The 21,079-nt window shown below is 47.6% G+C and carries 15 protein-coding genes; 7 read left to right on the top strand and 8 right to left on the bottom strand.

Annotation, left to right across the window (positions count from 1 at the left end; translation table 11 throughout):
* Positions 1-107 precede the first annotated feature (107 nt).
* The 3 genes from P5G61_RS09515 to P5G61_RS09505 form a co-directional block, all read right to left on the bottom strand.
* Positions 108-1,925, bottom strand: a complete 1,818-nt coding sequence (locus P5G61_RS09515; RefSeq protein ID WP_301246342.1) for an AbfB domain-containing protein — start codon at positions 1,923-1,925, stop codon at positions 108-110.
* Between the two features lie 289 nt (positions 1,926-2,214).
* On the bottom strand, positions 2,215-3,660 hold the full coding sequence (locus tag P5G61_RS09510; protein WP_301246229.1) for a DEAD/DEAH box helicase: 1,446 nt from the start codon (positions 3,658-3,660) through the stop codon (positions 2,215-2,217).
* A gap of 323 nt (positions 3,661-3,983) precedes the next feature.
* Positions 3,984-4,340 (bottom strand): hypothetical protein, encoded by a 357-nt coding sequence (locus P5G61_RS09505; protein WP_301246228.1) that lies wholly within the window; start codon positions 4,338-4,340, stop codon positions 3,984-3,986.
* Positions 4,341-4,770: 430 nt separating this feature from the next.
* On the opposite strand from P5G61_RS09505, the gene P5G61_RS09500 reads away from it, so the two are divergent.
* The 4 genes from P5G61_RS09500 to P5G61_RS09485 all read left to right on the top strand — a co-directional run bounded on the left by P5G61_RS09500 (position 4,771) and on the right by P5G61_RS09485 (position 9,563).
* Positions 4,771-5,709 (top strand): macrolide 2'-phosphotransferase, encoded by a 939-nt coding sequence (locus tag P5G61_RS09500; RefSeq protein ID WP_301246227.1) that lies wholly within the window; start codon positions 4,771-4,773, stop codon positions 5,707-5,709.
* Between the two features lie 282 nt (positions 5,710-5,991).
* On the top strand, positions 5,992-7,242 hold the full coding sequence (locus tag P5G61_RS09495) for a glycosyltransferase family protein (RefSeq protein ID WP_301246226.1): 1,251 nt from the start codon (positions 5,992-5,994) through the stop codon (positions 7,240-7,242).
* Complete coding sequence (locus P5G61_RS09490) at positions 7,239-7,985, top strand: endonuclease/exonuclease/phosphatase family protein (protein ID WP_301246225.1); 747 nt, start codon at positions 7,239-7,241, stop codon at positions 7,983-7,985. The genes P5G61_RS09495 and P5G61_RS09490 overlap by 4 nt, the downstream gene beginning before the upstream one ends.
* A 42-nt stretch (positions 7,986-8,027) precedes the next feature.
* On the top strand, positions 8,028-9,563 hold the full coding sequence (locus P5G61_RS09485) for an MAC/perforin domain-containing protein (RefSeq protein WP_301246224.1): 1,536 nt from the start codon (positions 8,028-8,030) through the stop codon (positions 9,561-9,563).
* Between the two features lie 159 nt (positions 9,564-9,722).
* On the opposite strand, the gene P5G61_RS09480 is transcribed toward P5G61_RS09485, so the two are convergent.
* The 3 genes from P5G61_RS09480 to P5G61_RS09470 form a co-directional block, all read right to left on the bottom strand.
* Positions 9,723-12,011, bottom strand: coding sequence for a 5'-nucleotidase C-terminal domain-containing protein (locus P5G61_RS09480; RefSeq protein ID WP_301246223.1), 2,289 nt, complete (start codon positions 12,009-12,011; stop codon positions 9,723-9,725).
* 180 nt (positions 12,012-12,191) lie between these two features.
* Positions 12,192-13,235, bottom strand: a complete 1,044-nt coding sequence (locus P5G61_RS09475; RefSeq protein WP_301246222.1) for an NAD(P)/FAD-dependent oxidoreductase — start codon at positions 13,233-13,235, stop codon at positions 12,192-12,194.
* 34 nt (positions 13,236-13,269) lie between these two features.
* Positions 13,270-14,244, bottom strand: a complete 975-nt coding sequence (locus P5G61_RS09470; protein ID WP_090809306.1) for an ABC transporter substrate-binding protein — start codon at positions 14,242-14,244, stop codon at positions 13,270-13,272.
* Positions 14,245-14,456: 212 nt separating this feature from the next.
* Between P5G61_RS09470 and P5G61_RS09465 the strand changes: the two genes are divergently transcribed.
* Complete coding sequence (locus tag P5G61_RS09465; protein ID WP_301246221.1) at positions 14,457-16,064, top strand: helix-turn-helix domain-containing protein; 1,608 nt, start codon at positions 14,457-14,459, stop codon at positions 16,062-16,064.
* Positions 16,065-16,080: 16 nt separating this feature from the next.
* Here the strand turns inward: P5G61_RS09465 and P5G61_RS09460 are convergent, their stop codons facing one another.
* Complete coding sequence (locus P5G61_RS09460) at positions 16,081-17,265, bottom strand: MFS transporter (protein ID WP_301246220.1); 1,185 nt, start codon at positions 17,263-17,265, stop codon at positions 16,081-16,083.
* A gap of 320 nt (positions 17,266-17,585) precedes the next feature.
* On the opposite strand from P5G61_RS09460, the gene P5G61_RS09455 reads away from it, so the two are divergent.
* A complete protein-coding gene (locus P5G61_RS09455; RefSeq protein ID WP_301246219.1) occupies positions 17,586-18,548 on the top strand; it encodes an endo-1,4-beta-xylanase in 963 nt (320 codons plus the stop codon).
* Between the two features lie 96 nt (positions 18,549-18,644).
* Here P5G61_RS09455 and P5G61_RS09450 read toward each other — a convergent pair whose 3' ends face one another.
* Positions 18,645-19,982: a glycoside hydrolase family 30 protein gene (locus P5G61_RS09450; RefSeq protein ID WP_301246218.1), complete on the bottom strand. Its 1,338-nt coding sequence runs from the start codon at positions 19,980-19,982 to the stop codon at positions 18,645-18,647.
* 124 nt (positions 19,983-20,106) lie between these two features.
* Here P5G61_RS09450 and P5G61_RS32055 point away from each other — a divergent pair, with 124 nt between their 5' ends.
* Positions 20,107-21,075, top strand: coding sequence for an AraC family ligand binding domain-containing protein (locus tag P5G61_RS32055; protein WP_435874108.1), 969 nt, complete (start codon positions 20,107-20,109; stop codon positions 21,073-21,075).
* Positions 21,076-21,079: the final 4 nt, after the last annotated feature.

Here is a 21,079-nt window from a genome sequence, read left to right as displayed (position 1 = left end):
TAGAAATTTTGGACAGATAAAAGGGGCCATGCCTCCAATTATGAAACTGAAGGAGGGACCCCTTTCCTGAAATGCAGAACGCTCAGTGCTCATCCCCAATGGTTAAACTAAAAATCGGTTCGCCCAAAGGTAGCATCGCCCTTCACCGCTGAACTGCTGGAGGCATTAATGGCATCCAGCTGCAATACATAGTCGTAATGCCGGATGTAATATCCGGGCTGGCTGTACGACTGAAGTGATACTTTGGAGCTGTCAGCCCAGCCTGGGCTGCTCAGAAATGTGGCATCTCCTTTATAGGCGGCAGTATCCATGTACGCTTCAAGTACGATTTTGTTGCTGGCGTTGCGTTTCAGGAAGTAGCCCGGGAAGTTGATGGACTCCAGTGATATTCCGGTCGAACTTGCGAGTCCCGGTACGACGCGGAACTGGGAGTCCAGCACAGGGGAGACGTTGGTGTCGATCCGGACGGTGAAGTCGGAATGACGGATGTACCGATCCGGATAATTGAAGGAACTGAAACGGCTGTAATTTGTCGCATCAGGTGCTACTGGCCCTAACATTTTGACCTCATGCAGGGTTGGGGTGTACCAGTTGCCCGGGTTGTTCCACAGGACAGCGTTGACCATATTAATGCGTACATAACGGGCGGTAAAATGAACAGCGTCGGTTGTAAACCCATAGGTAGTGTTGCTGGTTCGATCCAGCGTGGAGTAGTTGACGCCGTCGTTGCTGATTTCAATTTTGTATTTATAATAGCCTTCTGAACCTTTATACATAAACCAAGAGATATCGATCTCCGTGATGGTCTTCGGTGCGCCAAAATCGACCTGCCACCAGGCGGGCCAAGTATTGGACGAAGCGGCCCATGAGGTCTGATAATTGCCATCATTGACATTGGATGCAGAGGAGCCGGAGGCTGTGGAGATGGCGGTAGCTGTTTTGCCTTGGGCGTGATTCACAAGAGATGGTGGCGTTACCGTGCCTGTTACAGCATCGATATTCCACTCTTTGTACCATTCCAGTGAGGCACTGCCGTTTGAATCATTCAGGGTCAGTGGTAGCCAGATGTGCTTATGTTCACCAAGATTGAGTGGATTCCAGCGGTCGCCCATATAAATATAGGATGTGGTATTGATGCCCGTAATGGTGGCAATATCATGGATCTGGGAGCCGAAGGCCGATGGATTGCCATAAGGTGTAAGAGCGGACCACGTGCCTGTCATGGACGATGCGGTTGCATACGCTCCCTGATTCGGATACCAGCCAGCGGCTTGGGAGGTGAAGAGGTAGTAGCGATTGCCCTTTTTCACAACGGCAGGAGCTTCGCGGTATGCGTTCTCGAATTGCCAACCCACAAAGGATTCCACACCGGTATAGCTGGCGTTCATTTTGAAAATAGCCATGGTATCATTAGCCCCGCCATTCTTGCGGGATGCTGTGATCAAATAGCCTGTACCGTCTGTATCTACAAAAACAGTCATGTCGCGTGACTCGTAATCCAAAGGCCGAAAACTTCCCTCATACGTGAATTTTCCGTTCGGTGTACTGCTGGTCGCTACCGCAACCCGCCCCAGATTGTAATCAGTACCGTTCTCGTAATGCGCCCATAGCACATACTGTTTCGTGGAGGCATTGTAGATGACTTTGGGACGTTCAATTTTGCTGGAGGCTAGCTCGGTAGCTGAATCCTTGGTCAGTATGGCATTGCTGAACGTCCAGTTCTTCAGATCGGTTGAAGTATAGACATTAACGCTGTCAAACTTACCGCTGACCGCATGCTCTCCGTACCAATAATACGTGCTGCCGACTTTCAGAATGTTTCCGCTATTGGCCTGAATGGGGTTGCCTGCGGTATCCAGCCAATCGGAACCGTTGGTGATGGTCACGCTTGCCGCGCTGGTCCGTTCGGAATGAAGGCCAAACATGGTTAGCGTGAGCGCGAAGACCAGAAACCAGACTGCTTTCCTGTTGCCCATTACATACACCTCCTATTATCGGTCCTTTGTGAAGCGTTTACATATTTAGTGTAATAAAAATGAAATCTTGTACAAGTGAACAATGTGTACCCTGATGAACAAATGGAACTTTATCGCCAATATAGCGGCGATAGCGAGTAATTTAACTCATTTCAATATATAAAAAAAGGGATCGTAGACTTATAAAATAAGCCACTATCCCTTTTTGAACAACACTTTATTTAAACAGATTCAAAATCTATTTATGACCCTTGCGAACCTTGAGCTGCATCTTTTTGATCGTTGTATTCTGCATAACCTCAAGCACGAGTGGGCCTTTACCGTTCAGAATTTCCACATCGGTTACATTATCCAAAATGGTAATAATTCCGATGTCGTCTGCAGTGACGCCTTCAATCTTGGCAATGGTGCCTACAAAGTCTACCGCACGGAGTTTCTTTTTTTTGCCACCGTTGAAGTTCAGCTTCATGATCTGTTGGTTCAACTGTTCACGCTTGTCCTTTTTGTGTTCAGGCACGATCTTCAAACGCTTCTCGAACTCTTCGCGGCGACGGTCAACAGCTTCCTCGGAAGGAGCTTTCAAGACAGGGATCTCAAAACCGATATAGGATTCGATTTCGGCCAGACGTCTGCCATCCTTCGGGGTAACCAAAGTAAAGGCTTTGCCTGTTTTACCAGCGCGACCCGTACGACCTGTACGGTGTACATAGCCTTCTTTTTCCAAAGGAATATCGTAGTTGATGACATGGGTAATATTCGTGATATCAATCCCGCGTGCGGCTACATCCGTTGCAATCAGATAACGGAATTGTCCTCTTCTGAATGCATTCATCACTTCGATGCGCTCATCTTGTTCCATGCCTCCATGGATGCGATCCGCTGGATAATCGAGGTCAGCCATGACACGGAACAGTTTATCCACGTTCTCCTGCGTACGACAGAACACGATACAGCTATCAGGGTTCTCAACAATAAACAGGTCCTGAAGCAGTGCCGTTTTGTTCACCTCTGGTACGTGAATCACAGCATGTTCAATCGTGGCTGTTGTAAGACCACTTGCCTTGATCTCAATCTCGACCGGATTGTTCATGTATTTGCGTGAGAGCTTGGCTACATCTTCAGGGAACGTAGCGGAAAATAACATCGTCACTCGCTCGCTAGGCAGAGCTTGAATAATGGATTGAACCGTCTCGATGAAGCCCATATTCAGCATCTCATCGGCCTCGTCAATGACAAGGTAGGAGATGCGATCCAGTGGCAGGGTGCCGCGTTCGATGTGGTCCAGTACCCGTCCAGGTGTGCCTACAGCGACATGCGTTCTTTGTTTTAACTCGGCTTTTTGGATATGAAAAGGGGACTGACCGTATAATGCGGTTGCTTTAATACGTTTAAAGCGACCGATATTGGTAATATCTTCGTTAACTTGCAAAGCCAACTCGCGGGTTGGTGTGAGAATCAAAGCCTGAGGCTTATTTTCGTTCCAATCCACCAGCTCACAGAGCGGAATGCCGTAGGCGGCTGTTTTTCCGCTGCCTGTTTGGGATTTGACCACAAGATCTTTATTATCAAGGGCTACTGGAATCACTTTGGTTTGAACCTCCGTTGGGGTTTCATAGCCTAGGCTATCCAGCGCTTTTACGATTTCTTCGCCAAGTCCATAATCTTTAAATTGTTGCTTACTCATCGTTAACCTCTTTTACGTTAGTTTTGAATACAGGAGCATATTACATAATTCCTTAAAGCGAATTGTACACGGGAGCGTTTCTAATCGAATTATGCAATATGCTTATATACAAGCATTGCACCGTACATTTATCGTATACCTCTTTATTATACTCTATATACAGGTGGGTTAACGGAGTAATTGCTGTGAGCATTTAGATTAATGTTGTCAAACTTCATTTTACCGAGCATAAGTGAGTGGCTGTCGTATGAGGATACCATAATTTCAGAAGGGGAAAGGTGTATCAAAGCGTTCCACGTGAAACGAAATGTATCGTTTTTCTATTATTGAATAACCATCTTCAAGGCTTTGGTCTGCGGAGGAGAAGATTTAGCGATAAACCCACCTGTCCACACTTCAGCTCTACGTCCAACCAATGTTTCATCCAAAGGGACAGTGACAGTCTCACCATTGATAATAAGTTCGGCATTCGTATGAAGTGAAATCCAGATGGGTCCTAATTTATCACCGCGATCTTCTTCATTATCGATGAGGACCTGCCCCTTTTCTTCATTAAAATTCGTAATCACCCCGCTAACCGTAGCTTTCCCCTCCTGCTTTTCCGCGACTTCTTCTGAACACCCTATCGTTAGCAAAAGCAAAATCAGCGAAAAAGGGAATAATTTTCGTACAATAGACATAGCTGATCACCTCTCAATCGTTCGTAATGTATCTAAACATATGACGGTTTCTGAGCCACAAAGTTCCTGCACATCGCTGAAAAAAGAACGGAAATTCTCGATTTGATCTAGAATCAGAAAATGGAATATGTTAACATATGGGTAACTTACAGAACGGAGGGATACGTGTGGCAAATTTTTTCCGAGTGAGATAGTATGGCGAAACGTTTGTTTGCGCTTGCTGTGTATCTGCCTGTGTGCAGCTCATCGGGATCGGTTTGCCTATTTACACGTATGCCGCTAGTCGTGAAAGAATCGCTCTCCTAGAGTGGTTCTTTTATGTACTACTATTTTTTGCGAGCATTCAGGTATACCCAATTTTCGAAATGGACTGCACAGGCATGAATGTCTGTGTTTTTTAATTTTATGGAGGAAAAGGGGATTACCCGATATGACAAAATCGAACGTGAATGAGCATTTGAATTTTCAAAAGGAACTAACATCTTTAGCTGCACAGAACGGGCTTCGGATTGCTGAGGAATCCATGAAAGTCAATGAGTCCGGTATGGACTTTCGCGTAGCGTTTGCCACCGATGAACAGGGACAACAGTGGATACTGCGCCAGCCGCGGCGCGAGGATGTATGGGAAAGGGCAGAAAATGAGCGCAAAGTGCTGGAGGTTGTAAAAAGCCATCTGCCAGTAGAGGTACCGGAATGGCGGATTTGTACGCCGGAACTGATCGCTTATCCTTTACTTGATGGAGAACCAATTGCGGTCGTCGATCCGGCAGGGGGAGGGTACGCATGGCGATTTCCACAGGAAAGCTTATCGGATGACTTTTTCGATTCGCTCGCTGCTTCACTAGTCGCATTGCATAACATAGATCCTGATGAAGCGGTAAAGAGCGGAGTGCGCAGCAAGACGCCTATGGAGGCTCGTCAAGAATTTGCAGCCAATATCGAGGAGGTTAAACAAAGGTTTGAGGTGCCAGATCAACTGGCCAGTCGGTGGGAAGCGTGGCTAACAACGGACAGCTATTGGCCTGAGCACTTAACGTTCAATCATGGTGATTTGCATCCACCGCATATTATCGTCGACGATGCCCAGCGGGTTACCGGCCTTATTGATTGGACTGAGGCGGAGATCGCCGACCCGGGTAAGGATTTTGTTATCTATTATGCGCTCTTCGAAGAGGAAGAGTTGCAGGATTTGCTCAATCGTTATGAGAAGGCAGGGGGAAGGACGTGGCCCCGGATGCTGGAACATATTCGGGAGCAGTGGGCGGCATACCCGGCGATCGTTGCGCGGTTTGCGTTAATCACCGGAGAAGAGTCTAATATGGAAATGGCGAGAGGCATGCTTGTGAGCTGGGATGTGAAGCAGGGCTAGAATTCTAAGCCAAAGTTAGAAACTGAAAAAGCGATCTCTCCATTGTTGTGGGGGATCGCTTTTTGGTTTGTTCTTGATCCAGGGTTTGTTATGTATGACCTGGCAGCAAAAGCCTTGAGCGGAGTATAAATCTTACGCTATAACAGCGGTTATAGAATGGGCTCTTTTGGTATCTAACTGGAGGTAGACGCGGTGAATGGACGCCTATGTTATTCTCTTTCTGGATGATTGGTGTGCTTCTTTTCAAGTGATACAGAAGGTGATACGGAAAGGGGGGTGTCCATGACATTTGGTTATCTTTTAAGGGATGCAGGTTTGGCTAAGCCACGGGTGCTCGTCGTTGGACAAGGCGGGAACGCTACCGGTTACGCCCGGGTTCTGGAGAGCCTGGCTGGTTACCTGAAGGATGATTTTGATCTGGTCTACTTTGCCATCAGTGACTATGGTGATGTGTCACGTGACACCACATGGAAGCTGGAAATCAATCAGATGCTGGGTGACAAGTACGGCTGCTTGCAATTGCCGGGGCTATTACGTAAATATCGGCCTGATCTGGTGCTGATGTGCGATGATCTTGGTTTTTATGAACTGCATGAAGAAGCACTTCGGCATTATGAGGGAATCACGGTTGTATACTGTCCGATCGATACCCCGGTGGATTCTTCCCGATTGAGGGCATTGAGTTATGCCGATGTAGTAGTCACTTACACACATTTTGGATTCAATATGGTATCTCAGGCCTTTGAACAAGAGAGGAGTCGGGGCGTACATGTCGGAAGCCCGCGGATGTACATTCTTCCTCATGGGGTGGAGACATCGCAGTTCTACCCTTTGACGTCCCAGCCGCTTCAGAAGCAAGGACTGACAAGAGAAAGACGTCATGCACGGATGTTCATGTTTCCAGATCGACCGGAGCTGCAGGACGCATTCATTGTACTGAATGCCAATCGTAACGGACAGCGAAAAAGGGTGGATATTACCCTTGAGGCTTTTGCCGAGTTTGCTCATGGCAAGCCGGATGTCTATCTCTATTTGCACATGGGGATGCGCGATTGCGGTGTTGACGTGCTCAAACTGGCGAGCGAGTACGGCATTATGGACCGACTATTGACAACAACCCGTGACAGGCAAAGGCCGCGTACGAACGAAATCGATCTGAACCTTATATACAACTCAGCTGATGTGGGGCTAAACACCAGCAGTGGCGAAGGATGGGGACTCGTGGCTTTTGAACATGCGGCCACCGGGGCAGCCCAGGTGGTGCCGGATCACAGTGCCTGCGGAGAATTGTGGCGAGCGGAAGGAATCTGTATTCCTTCCAAGCCAGAGACAGGAAACATGCCCGTGGTGTCTGCCAAGACAACTGCCCAAGTTCTGGAGGAATTGTATACCTCCCCTGTTTATCTGGAAGACCGTTCCTGGCAGGCCTATCAATACGCAACTTCTCTGGAATGGAGGTGGCAGGAAATCGCAAAGCGCTGGAAAGAACTGTTTCACCAGGAATTGCAGAGATTGGAGGAAAAAACGCATTGAAGCTATCGCTTTTGACATGGAATATGCAAGGAAAGGACTCCAAGGACCCGGATAAAATGGGCAATAAAATGAGCGCGCTGAAGAATTGGTTATTTTCCGGAGCTGTCGAAAATCCGGTCATTTGTCTCCAGGAGTGCGGCAAGCTTGATGAGTTCAAACAATTGAGACCCATTAGTCCCAAATCCTCCGTATCCGCCGGAGATATCCGTTTTAGTTCAAGGCAGGTAATGTTTGTGGTCTACTACGAGGCGGAGGTCGATAACAATCGGACCAATCTGGCCATTGTGACCCGAGCGGATCTGGCAACCGGGAATGTGGAATCCATCCTCCCGCCACCGCGCCAGTCCGGACTTCGTTCCGTTGTTGGCATGGAGATAGACCGTACTGGAGGATTGTATATCTACTCCCAACATGCTCCATCTTCAAACCCCAAGTTTGCTTCGAAGTATACCCGGCTTATGCTGCCCAAAATTAGAAAGTCACAATGGATCTATGCCGGAGATTTCAACTGCGAGCCTTCCGAGCTGGATCAGGGAAAAGGGGACTGGCAGCAAGACTGGATCGTTACGGCGGGTTCGGAGCAAACCCAGATCAGCGGTGGCAAGCTGGATTATGTAGTCAGCCGAAATATGCTGTCCTCCATTCCAGGTAACGGAATTCGCTGGATCAGAGAAATTCCCGGCAAAGCCGACAATTTTGTATCGGATCACTATGTTCAATATTTTGAAGTTACGCTGAAATAAGAGCGTGAACGAATCATTTGAATACAGAGGAGGATTATCCACATGGGGAAAATTGAAAACACAGAACAGACTCCGATAATGTCACAAGCTAACGCACTTGCCCAGGGAATGAATATTTACGGTACACGTGACGTATCCTCGTTTATCAAATTGCTGGTTTCTCCGGCCAAGGCCGCGGCCAAGAAGGTTACCTTTCTGGGAAAAGACTATGAGGTTCCCGAATATGTGAACCTGATTCAGGATACGGAAACCTATGATGAAGGCGGCACGTTCCGAACACGTGAAGAAGTACAGAACAGTCTGGCTGCTCATGTAGGCATACAGGGAAGTTATGGTGCGTTCAGCGGGGAGATGGCTCTTGATTACTCGGGTGAATTCAACAAGAACAGCCAGTATGCCTACGCATACCGAAATTTTTACGCTGAAGCGGCTACGCTGCAATTCCAGTATGACGCCCGTTTTCTATCCGATGAATTTAACGAACGACTGAACGAATTGCCGTATGAGCTGTCGGATGAAAATTTGGACGTGTTCAGCAGCTTCTTCAATGACTTTGGCATGTATTTTACCAATAAAATCGTACTTGGCGGTTCACTGCAATTTTACACCGCTGTAAGTGTGGAAGGCCTATCCAATGTGCAGGAAATCTCCGCCATGATGAAGGCGCAGTACGAGGCACTGTTCAGCAGTGGCAGTCTGGATGCCGGAGTCAAGAACAGCAGTGCGTGGAAGCAGTATGCGTCACACAGCAGCACAACGGTTCGTGCCCATGGAGGCAATCCCTCGGAGGTGACCGATCTGACACTGATCAATCCGTTGGAACCCGGGGAGAACACGGTAAATCTGTTCCGTAAGTGGGTGGACAGCGTCTCATCCGAGCCCGCCATTATTGATTTTACGCTTGAAGGGATCTGGCAGATTTGCGGGAAGAAGCGGCAAGCTGTGCAGGCCGCATGGGAAAAGTACGCAAGAAGTATGCACCCGCACCTAGCTATTGGGACGCGCAGCCGTGGAATCACTTGGCCGATTGAAGATAAGGCCATCGTACCCGATATCTACATCGGATCTGTTCCTTATGAGCCTTCCGGGCAACCGGACGGTCCAGCCGGATATCAAGTCGTTATTTTGGACAGTAGCAATCTGGGCCATGTACTGCTCGACCGCTATTATACGGTTCCCAAAGAGCAAGGGTGGATCACGACCTACCATGTGTTGTTTGATCAGATGAAGCAGGACATTCAGGGCAAGCTGGATACGGCCGGCAATATCCTGATTATCAGTTCTTTTGGCATTGACAGCGGCATGTCTCCCACGCCTGATATTGTTGGCATGTTACGCAGTGCCGGAGCGGGTGAACAACTCAATTATTGGCTGAAGGAACACCAGGAGAGCCAGGGACCGGGTAACTCATGGGTAGTGTATCCGTCGAATTACATGCTGGTTGGCATTTTTGGCAATGGTCCAGGTACGGGCATCGAATTTTATGATTATAATACGCTTGAAACGGCCCAGCTTAATGTATATTTGTATCGGGAGATCTACAGCGGCAACTATACTTTGGGACTTGGGGAAATGTAACTGCAGGGATTGACGGCTTTTTAGCCAGAATTGTCTGAAACCTGAGCTTATCCTTAGATGTTCATTACAATCAAAAAACCAACCCAGCTAACAGGCTGAGTTGGTTTTTTCGATTTCTAGCGATGCACGCCATTTCCTCAATATATAGAGCTGTTAAAGTTAAGGCAGCATACTTACATATTTTCCGTATACATAAGCTGCGCGGCCATCCAGCTTCACTTTTACCCAACCATACTTGTCTGTACTGATTACCTCAAGAACAGTGCCTTTTGGTACGGCAGTAACCACTTTGGCTTTGGATGAAGCGCTGGAGCGTACATTCAGGTAGGCCGCAGTAACCTTGGCTTGTTTGCCTTTTGCGACTGCACCCGGTTTACTTTTGCTTGGTGATGTCGATGGTTTGCCGGGTTTCGATGTGTCTGGTGTCGGTTTTGGTACCGTTGGTGTCGTTGGTTTCTCAGGTGTAGTCTCTTCCTCACCGCTACCAGTGGACGCCTTGCGAGCTTTATTCAGCTCTTGATAGAACTCTCCCTTGGTTTTCACGCCAGAGAATTTCGCGATACTTACGTTCGCTTTGGCGGCGAGAGCATTCATTTCTTCTTCAGTCACCGCATCCAAAATGTTAATGGACGCAATGTTGGTATACTTGCCATCTTCCGTTGTCGGAACAGACAGGATGCCATCATTAATCAACTCTACAATATCAGCACGTGCAGGTGCTGTCAGGTCTACGCCGGTGATTTTCCAGTTGTGCTGGATCTTTGGCTCGTAGACGCCTTTCATAACATCTTTCAAGTAAGAAATGGACAGATTACGGATCGTACCTTGAATCTCGCCAAATGCGGAAGCATCCTTGGAGGACCACAACTGCTTGAACTTACGGCCTTCCAATGCGCCACCCTTGGCAATCAGTGCTTCCATCCGATAGGCGTTCATGCCAAGCTTCAGCGTATCGTCTTCTTTGACCACTGTACCGTTACTATATTTGAGATTCGTAATCCGACTGCCGTAAGGCTTGGTCAGGTCAATCTCATACGTCACTCCACCGAAGAAGTCGTCGGTACTATATTTGGAAGCGCGCCGTTTCGGATCAAAGCTGATCGTCACATCGCCAGGGCGTGTGGAGTTAAAATAACCCGCAGACCATTCCATGTAGTCCTTCAGATCATGTCCGGTCACTTCATATACCGTTACTTCTCCGAAGGTATATTGATAGTTGAATGCAATATCTTTTTTCTTGATCGGTCCGACATCCAGCTTGGCCTTATCGTTATCGATCTGGTGAGCAACAACGTCAGCATCGCTATAATGCAGCATGACTTCGGTGAAGAAGTCGGAGAGGGGTGTCTCTTGGATCTGCACCGCAGGAATGCCTTTGATCTCATCCGCTGGCACCAGGTTGGTTCCTTTCAGTTCAGCCACTTCAATGTTGGCATCGGCACGAGCGAACTCGTGGAACGGATGCAGTGTATCTTCCAGTCCGGGATCGGACACTTCATAAGAGCCATCAGCAGCTTTTACAGCGAGTGCCTTAGCTTCCTTGCTTTTCAGTACAACCTTGTCGCCTTCTTTGGTAAACGTGAGGTCAATCCGTGAAATGTGTGAACCATATTTGTTTGGCTCGGAGATCAATACGCCGTTAACCGTTTGGGATTCAATCAGCGTATGCATGTGTCCGGCAAAAATGGCAGCCAGCTCCGGGTTGGCATTGGCGATATCCGTGACCCCGGTGCCCGGGTTCCCGTTCTCGTTGTCCAGTCCCATATGCATGAGTCCAACCATTACATCCACTTTGCCTTTCAGCTCGGCAATGGCCTTCTTGGTCTCTTCCACAGGATCTTTGACAATGATGCCATCCAGGTGATCCGTACCTTTCTCAAACTCGGTAATCATAGGTGTGTTCATTCCGATGACGCCTACCTTGATGCCGTCTTTCTCGATAATCGTATAGGCAGGCATGTAGCGGTCGCCGTTTTCTTTGAAAATGTTACCTACCAAGGGTTGTCCCTTGAACTGTGAGGAAATCTTCTCTAATACGTCCAATCCAAAGTTAAATTCATGATTTCCCATGACCCATGCGTCATATTTCATTTCGTTCATTGCGACCATCATGGGAGATTGAGGTTGATCGTTGAACAGCTCAGCCGAGTTGTCCTGAATCATGTCGCCTGCATCCAGCAGAATCGTATTCGGATTCTCAGCACGTACTTTTTTTACAATCGTGTACAACTGCGTCATGCTGCCTGTCGGATTCGGACCGTCCAGGGCATAGTCCCACGGCATAAATCGGCCATGAATGTCTGATGTTCCCAGCAACGTAATCTTGGTTTCCTTGTCTGCTTCAGCAGCTTGAGCCGGAGTGGAGGCAAAAGGTGCGAAGAGGATGGAGGCACATAAGAGGAATGATAAGGGCCATCCGGCGTAACGTTTCGGCGAAAATTTGCGCATGTTGTAATCTCCCTTGTTATCTAGTGTTATGTAAAGATATGTGTCATTGGAGTTAATACTAGATTAACAAATGGTGAATGTAAACCACAAAATGACAAATAAAAGAGACCGCTCTTGATCATTCCATGGAAACAACACAAGGAATAATCGGAGCAGTCACTACACGTTTCTTTTATATGTTCAAACTTCCTCTTCAACAACACCCAAAGCACGGTTTTTCTCTTTGAACAGCTCATTGTGTGAGGAGACATAGGCCATTAGTGAAGCATCTGGTTGTATATATCGCTTGGCACTGTTTAGTGCGAGAATACCGCTGGTAAAGGTGCCTGCCAGCAATTCAACTTTGCTGTCGTAGGCTACAAAATCGCCTGCAGCGAATACACCGGGAACGTTGGTCGTCATCTCGGCTCCCACCTCCAGGTTCCACTCACCGAGATCCAGACCCCAATCGCGAATGGAACCATAATTGCACTTCATTCCGTGATTGACGATGACCGCATCAACCTCCAACTGCTCTCGCTCTGACGTCTCAGTATGGAGGAGGGATACACGATCAATTTGTGTCCCGTCGCTGCTGTGGAGCGCTTCAATGGTATAGGGTGTCCGAACCTGGACGGAGGAGTTCTTCATCATCGTAACACTTCGCTCCAGACCGCCAAAATGATCCCGGCGATGAACGATCGTTACGCTGCTGGCAATGGACTGCAACTCATTGGCCCAGTCGACAGCGGAATCTCCTCCACCCGAAATTAATACCCGCTGATCCCGGAATCGTTCCAACTCCTGAACCGTATAGTGCAGGTTGGTCACCTCGAAGCGATCTGCTCCTTCAATCTCAAGCTTGACGTTCTGGCGCTCGCCATAGCCAATGGCCAGAATAACGGTCCTGGTCAGATGTTGTTGGCCATGATCAGCGGTGAGCAGGATGGTTCCATCTTCCTGACGCTCCATGCCGACAATCCGCTGGCCGAGCACAATCGTCGGATCAAATGTGCGGGCTTGTCCAATCAACTGGGCAATGAGTTGTTCCCCACGAATTGGGGGCATGGCTCCGACATCCCATATCATTTTCTCAGGATAGGTCAGGACTCTTCCGCCCAGTTCATCCTGTGCTTCTATGACCTTGGTCTTCAGTTCTCTCATTCCGCTATAAAAAGCCGTGTATAACCCGGCGGGTCCTCCGCCGATGATGGTCACATCATATCGTTCAAGTGAATCTTTCATCGCTAACCTCCATGATTCGTTGGGCAGAAACCCTTTATTTTTTGAGCATCACAGGAAGTTGTTTAATCAGTTCTTCCCTCGCCAGCGGATCTGTTGATATACCTAGCCCACCATTCACGAAATATACTTTACCGGCTTTGATAGCAGGCAGTTGGCTCCATACGGGACCCTTGGTCATGTTCTCAACTTCCTTCAATTCTTCGTCACTATAATACACAATGAAAATCCGGTCTCCGGCAATTTCGGGCAGCTGTTCGGTGGAAATATCGGCATAGCCATAGTCATCCGGGTTATCAATCATTTTCTGAATCGCTGTGGTTGGCTTGAATCCATCCTTGTTATAGACAAAACCGGTCAGGTAACTGGTCGTGTACACACTCAATCTTTTCTGGCCAATCATGTATTGAAATACGGATGCCGTCTCGTCCTTCTGAATGGTGCCATCCTGCTGCAATGCGGTCCACATCTTCACAATCTCAGCTTCATGACGTGCGAGAAATTCTTCAGGTAGTTGTTTGTTGCCGAGCCATTCGCCCAGTCGCTTGATCCGATCAGGCATAGGGTCCCATTCATTGGTCAGGATAACCGGAGCGATCTTGGAGAGCGTCTCATTCTGCTTTTGGTCGGGAGTTGATGTAATAATCAGATCGGGCTGAAGTTCCACAATCTTCTCCGGACTTGGCGGCCAGCCGATATCTGCAACATCTTTCAGTTCGTCTTTATACGTCGCGTATTGCAGACCTTGCTGTACCACACCTACAGGCTTGATACCAAAAATTAATAGATCCCCAACGGTGTTGTCTGTATATACGATACGTTTGGGCGCTATGGGAATCTCCACCTGGTTACCATAGGCATCAGTCGCCATTTGGGTTCCTTTTTCCTCAGTTTGGCTGGTGGTCTGTGCTGTATTGCTTGTTGTATCGGCTGTTTTACCGCAAGCTGTTGCAACCAATACAATCAAACATAAGGTGAGCAACGTGGTGAATCTCGACATTTTGTGTATCATGAATATCCCCCAGTATGGTTAAATATTTACTGATAATCATTATCAATAAATCAAGTGTAATGCCGTTCAAGGGTGCATTCAATGGAATAATAGGACGTTTTTTTTGCATTAATAGGCTGGTTATGGGCAAGTTTCGACCATTGATAACCAAGGAAGAGTTGGGTTATGATGACTCTAATTGATAATGGTTATCAGAAAAAGGAGAGCTAGCTGTGGATCTGACTCATCTCAAAACCCGGAACGTTGTTCCCGACATTTATTACGAACTTCACGGGTTGGCTCTACAACATCTATCGCTTAATGATGGCATTCCACGACAAACGCTAACCACCGACCTCATGATTGTGGTCGAGGAGGGGGAAGGTCTGCTCATTTGCGATGGTAAGAAAAATGAACTGCAATATGGGGTGCCCCTGGTCATCAATGCGGGACACACTGTAGAGATTCGGATGAACGAAGAGGCGTTGTTATCCGTGTGGTTAATCGCATTTACATTGCATGATCCTGAGCGCCAAATGTCCCCTTCCTTTATAGAGACCCGCGAAACGGATACGGCCGGATTTCGATCCATAGTGCAGCGAATCCGGGCCATTGAAAACCGCCGTATGGTGCAGGATCGCATACAACGAGTCGGCATTCACACCCAGTTTCAGAGATTGATGAGCATGGTACTGAAAGATACCCATGAGCACGAAGGAGAAGTCTCCAGTGAGCATACGAGAGCGAACGTATCCGAGATCATTACGCAGCTAAGAGGCCGCTACAACGAGGAAATTACCGTGAATGAGTTGGCAGATCAGGCCAGGATTAGCAAACGGAGGTTTACCCATTGGTTCAGGCAGCTCACAGGAACGAATCTGTCGGATTATATGACAACTCTGCGGATGGAACATGCCAAACAACTGCTATTACGCGGGGAGCGTATGAAGGAGGTGGCCGCTATGGTGGGATATCGGGATGAATACTATTTCAATCGTCGATTTAAACAGATGGAAGGAATCTCACCGGGCCAGTTCATTCTTAACCATCGGAAAAGTTCATCTAACATCTGTGTGATGAGTTGCCTCGGTCATCTGCTTGCCCTTGGGATCCGCCCAGCAGCGGTAGCCAAAAATCTAGCCAATGAGCACTACCTAAGCAAGTTGAGTACGAGTTTCCATAAGGTCAACAGTGTACCGCTGGACCCGCAGGAAATTTCCTATTTGCAGCCCGAGATGATTCTGGTTGGAAATCAGGAGGAGTACGATACGTTGTCGCCAATAGCGCCGACATATATTTTTTCACAGAACGACGACAAGCCATTCGTATTGTTACAGAAACTTGGTGAGGTCTTTGGAAAGGGATTTGAAGCGGAGAAGGTAATGAAGCAATATGAGCGCAAGGTACAGCGCCTGAGATCGCGGTTGAAAGGTATGACTCAGAGTACGGATACATTCTCTGTGATGGAAATACGCGATGACTCAATCTATGTGTTCGGGAATTACTGGTGCAGGGGTGCCTACAATCTGTATGATGGCCTTGGACTCCAGGCACCTGAACGTATACAGAAGGAATTAATTGACCGTCAGGCTTATCTCATGATTTCAGAGGAGCAAGTTGCGTCCTATGTAGGAGACCACTTGTTCCTGACGGTACTGGATTCGGAGCGGTATCAACATATGTCGAGCAGCATCTGGTGGCAGGAAATGCCTGCAGTGAGGCAAAACCAGGTGTATATGACGGAGTATACGGAATTTGCAGTTACCGATCCCATATCTATGCCTTACCAACTGGATGCCCAGATGAAGTTAATACTTGAACGTAAAGTGCTCCATTCCTGATCGGATCACTTAACTCTTATACCGTCTCAATTGAACTACGACTACGAGAGGTGAAAAACTTTATTTTGACAACGATGGATACCAAAGCAAGCAAACCAAAGATGATTCCGCTCCAGATGACCTGATGGATGCCGAGTTGGGCAATGAACCAGCCGCCAATGGAGGTACCGAGAGTAATTCCCAGATTAGAGAAAGAGACAAAGAGGCTATTTCCGAATTCCGGTGCTTCCTGAGATTCCGTCGTAAGCCAGGTTTGGCTGACAATCAGACCACCGGAGTGAATCGCACCCCAGACGAACACCATGATAATCATAGGAATGAAATAGGAGCCTGCATAGAAAACGAGTAAATAAGCCGCCATGTATAACACCGGGAAGAGGAGAACGGTTCTCGGAATATTTCGATGCAGGAGCTGTCCGAATACCAAATTTCCGGCGATCATAATAACACCAAAAGCCAAGAGCATCACACTAATCCATGAACCGTCCATACGGGTGACTTGCCCAAGGTATTCGGCGAAATAACTGTATACGGAGAACATCGCTGCAAAAATAAAAATGACAGCGGCAATATTTAGCCACAGCGCAGGTTTACGCAAAATGCCGATCTGTTTGCCATATGACATTTTCTCTTGTACAGGCATTGAAGGCAGCCAAATCCATATCCCGATGAAAGCAATGATACTGACAACCGCTCCAAACCAAAACGCAGCTTCCAACGAGAATCGTTCCGCAAGATAGCTAGTTAGGGGCACGCCAAATGCAAAGCCGGCAGTGATTCCGGTAAACACTTTGGCGACTGCCTGACTGCTTTTTTCCGGTGGGACCAGCTTGGCACCCGTGACGAGAGCGACGGAGAAGAAGACCGGATGAAAAATGGCCGGGATAATCCGAAAGATTAACATCATGTCGAAGCGGGTTGTGTAGGCATATACTACATTCGAAATGGCGAACAACAGCACGGCAATTAACAAAATGGTCTTACGATTGATACCAGATACGAGTAAAGTCAGAAAAGGGCCGGACACGGCAACGACTAGCGCGAAAATACTTACCAGCCATCCAGCTTGTGCAGCGGTGATATTGAATTTATGCGTGATTAAGGGCAGCACTCCAATAATGCCTACTTCTGTAGTAATGATGGCGAATACACCCAATGCGAGAATGAGGATGAGCAGCGGATTAACCTGTTGTGATTTCATGTTAAAGTGTAGACCTCCAAATTCATTTATATATATAGATAAGTAGATATATTGAACTAAAAAAAATACCTCCTTGCCTCTGTATAAAATTATAGCCGATATAATAAGTTCTCAGAATTACATTATATCTATATTTATAGATTTGTAAATATAATAAATTGTAACGCCTTTGTTTAAGTTATCAAGTTAGCACCCAATATCTATACTTTCTTAGGGACAAGCTATACTTTCTACATGGATAATTACAAATATATCCAGTAAAATGATAAATGTAAACGCTTACCAATTTGTCAACTATTAAAAACTAAAGGAGGAAGATCATGTACAAGTCCAAATGGTTTAAGACCGTGGGTGCGTTAGCGTTAGTGGGTGTGCTTGCCACATCAGTAGCTGTAGGCAGTGTGAGTGCAGGTTTGGCGAAAGGCAGCAAGTTTCTGGGGAACATTATTGCAAGCAGTGTTCCCTCGAATTTTAGTCCATATTGGAATCAGGTGACGCCGGAGAATTCAACCAAATGGGATGCAGTGGAAGGCACGCGCAATAACATGAACTGGTCTCAGGCCGACATGGCGTATAACTATGCGGTTAACAATGGATTTCCATTCAAATTTCATACCCTTGTATGGGGAAGTCAGCAGCCATCGTGGATTAACAGCCTCTCCGCTGCCGATCAGAAAGCTGAAGTGACACAGTGGATTCAGGCGGCTGGCCAGCGTTATTCCAAAGCAGCTTTTGTCGATGTGGTTAATGAACCGCTGCATGCCAAGCCTTCCTATCGCAATGCCATCGGAGGGGATGGAGCAACAGGCTGGGATTGGGTGATTTGGTCTTTCCAACAAGCGAGACAAGCTTTTCCTAATTCCAAGCTACTGCTGAACGAATATGGTATTATCGGTGACCCGAACGCGGCGGATCAATATGTACAGATAATTAATATTTTGAAAAGTAGAGGGCTGATTGACGGCATCGGTATTCAGGCCCATCACTTTAATATGGATAACGTCTCCGTAAGCACGATGAACACCGTGCTGAACAAGCTGGCTGCGACAGGTCTGCCGATTTATGTATCCGAGCTGGACATAACTGGTGACGATAACACGCAGTTACAGCGCTATCAGCAGAAGTTCCCTGTGCTGTGGCAGCATTCTGCGGTCAAAGGTGTGACCCTGTGGGGTTACAATCAGGGTCAAACCTGGGTTAACGGTTCCCATCTGGTGAACAGCAATGGTACAGAGCGTCCAGCAATGCAATGGCTAAGAAATTATCTTGCCAATAATCCTTAAGTTCTCATAATCATACTCTTACGTTATCATTTGAAATAGCGCCTGTTCCGCAGTCAAACCGCGGAGCAAGGCGCTATTTCTGTTCATATCTTCTTTCTAGCCTTCCGAGATAACAATACTATTGAAGGAGTCAGGCTCCAACTCAAACTTAAGTGTCTGCCCCTCGTATGCCAAATACAAATCACGATGATCCTTGAACGGATTGTTGATGACGATCACGAGACTGTTGTCAGGATTGCGGAATGCCACCGATTTGCCACTCCAGGCTCCAGACAGACCCACCCTTCGTGCGCCAGAAACAATATGATGGGCAAAATGCTTCATCACATAATACTCGGGATTTCGAATGGCCTCACTCGTATCCGGGTCTACTGTAATCATCGAGTTTTGCTCCCACCCCCACGTGCTGCGGCCTTTTGGCTCCAAAACCATGTTCCAGTAGATATATGCATTTACTCCATTGCTGAAATAGTGCTGGTACAGGTTGAATACATACTTGGCGTAGTTCCACGAGTTGTTGCCATCGCCGCACTCATTCTCGGTCTGCATGTATCGAAGCTCCGGGTAGCTTGCCGCTGTGCGTTGAATGGCATTTTTGCCTGCCCACTGATAACCTACTCCCTTGATATAGGCGTACGCTTTGGGATCACTAAGCACCAGTCCGGCGTATTCATCAAAATCATTCGTTTTTTTCTTGATCAATTCTTCCCATGGGTCAGGCGCGTTGATCGTCCCCAGCCAGATTTCCGTGTCCAGACCATGCTGGTCAAAAGCTGGGCCCAGATAATCGGCGATAAACTCACGCAGCTGCTCGCCAGTCCACATGCAGGAAGGAAATTTCTGGTCCGCGATGACTTCGTTCTGCACATGAACCTGATGGATAGTGATGCCTGCCTCACGGTAAGCCTGTACGAATTTGACGAAATACAGTGCATACGCCTCCAATATCTCCTTCTCCCAGCGCAGCGTACCGTAGTTATAGGCTTTCGGCGATTTCATCCAGGTTGGCGGACTCCAAGGAGAGGCGAAGAATTGCAGATTTGGATTATAGGTCAGGGCCTCTTTGATGTATGGAATTAGGTATTTGAAGTCACGTTCAATCGAAAAATGTTCCATGGCCACGTCGCCGTCCACCTCATTGTGGCTGTACCATTGTTCTGCATAATCACTCGCGCCGATCGGCAGGCGGCAGATGTTGAATTTGTGTTCGCCTTCCGGGTGAAAGAGGGAATGAAAGACTTCATGTCGCTGCTCCTCATTCAAGTGGGACAGGGCCATATAACCAAGCTCATTGAAGCAGCCGCCAAATCCTTCTACAAGCTGATGCTGTTCACCTGTGAGCTTTAGATTAGCGCTTTCATTTGTGATTGTATAAGAAATCTCTTTCCACGAAAAATTGGGTGTAGTGGAATAGCCATGTAACGTCAGAGACATTGGAATTTCCTCCTCGCTTGAACCTCAGGTATGTTGTACAGTACAGTCAGTATATCAAGTCCCTCTCCAAAAGCAGATACGCTGAACCGTGTAAAATTTGCCCTAATCCAAGGTGGTGTAATTCATGATCATCCCTGAACCATACCGTTCCTATCTGTCTCCCGAGAGCCGGTGGTTGCCTGCGACGGATTGGAACGTCAAGCTGTTTGGTGCTCACATGCAGAAGGTGAACCAAGGCTGGCATGTGCCGCAGGAATCCCATTTGGCCTTTGAATTAATTCTGATTCTGGAAGGCGCACAAACGACAATACTGGAGAATATCCGTTATGATCTTCATCAAGGAGATATATTACTTATCCCACCCGGGTGCAAGCATACCAATGAATGCAATCAGGAGAAGGGGCTGACCTACTTTATTGCCCATTTCAATGTGGACGAGGCTTTGTTTCGGCAAGGGATGAGTCGACAAGTTCAGCTGTTGTTCCCGAATGGCAGCGAGGATAATCAGCGATTGACGGAAGTGATGATGAAATGGGTGAGCCTTCTTCAGCAAAAAGAAGAATATACAACGGCAGATCTGTTCCGCATGCAGGCTGGTTTGCTGGAGATTCTGGCGATCTTGGCAGAGCAAAGCTCCTCCCGTTCTCAAGAATCCGTATCGCCTACTGTGGCGCACTATGCAACACTGATTGCCGAGGCAATCAAAAGCCGTTTCAATGCCGGTAACATTCAGCGGGAAGGGCTGGGGGATAAGGAGATTCGGATTGAAGAGATCGCAGCTTCACTGCAAATCAGCCCTGGATATGCACTGGAGACGTTTCAGAAAGTATATGGCATCTCCCCGCGCAGATATTTGTCCGAGCTGAAGCTCCACGAGGCCAAGCAGCTGATCCATCAACCTGATTTGACCTTACCCGGGTTGCCGCCATGCTCGGATATTCCAGTCTTGCGCACTTCAGCCGGCAATTCAGAAGATGGACTGGCACGAGTCCCAGTGAATACAGACAGACGATGGGCAGCATCCGTTTTTTTGAATAAACCGAATTCCCGCGTACCCACGTCCAATTTAATGCACACCAAAAATCCCCGCTGACGAT

Origin of the sequence: Paenibacillus vandeheii, assembly GCF_030433635.1 — a bacterium.
GTDB lineage: Bacteria > Bacillota > Bacilli > Paenibacillales > Paenibacillaceae > Paenibacillus > Paenibacillus vandeheii.
This window is presented reverse-complemented; position numbering and strand designations above follow the sequence as displayed.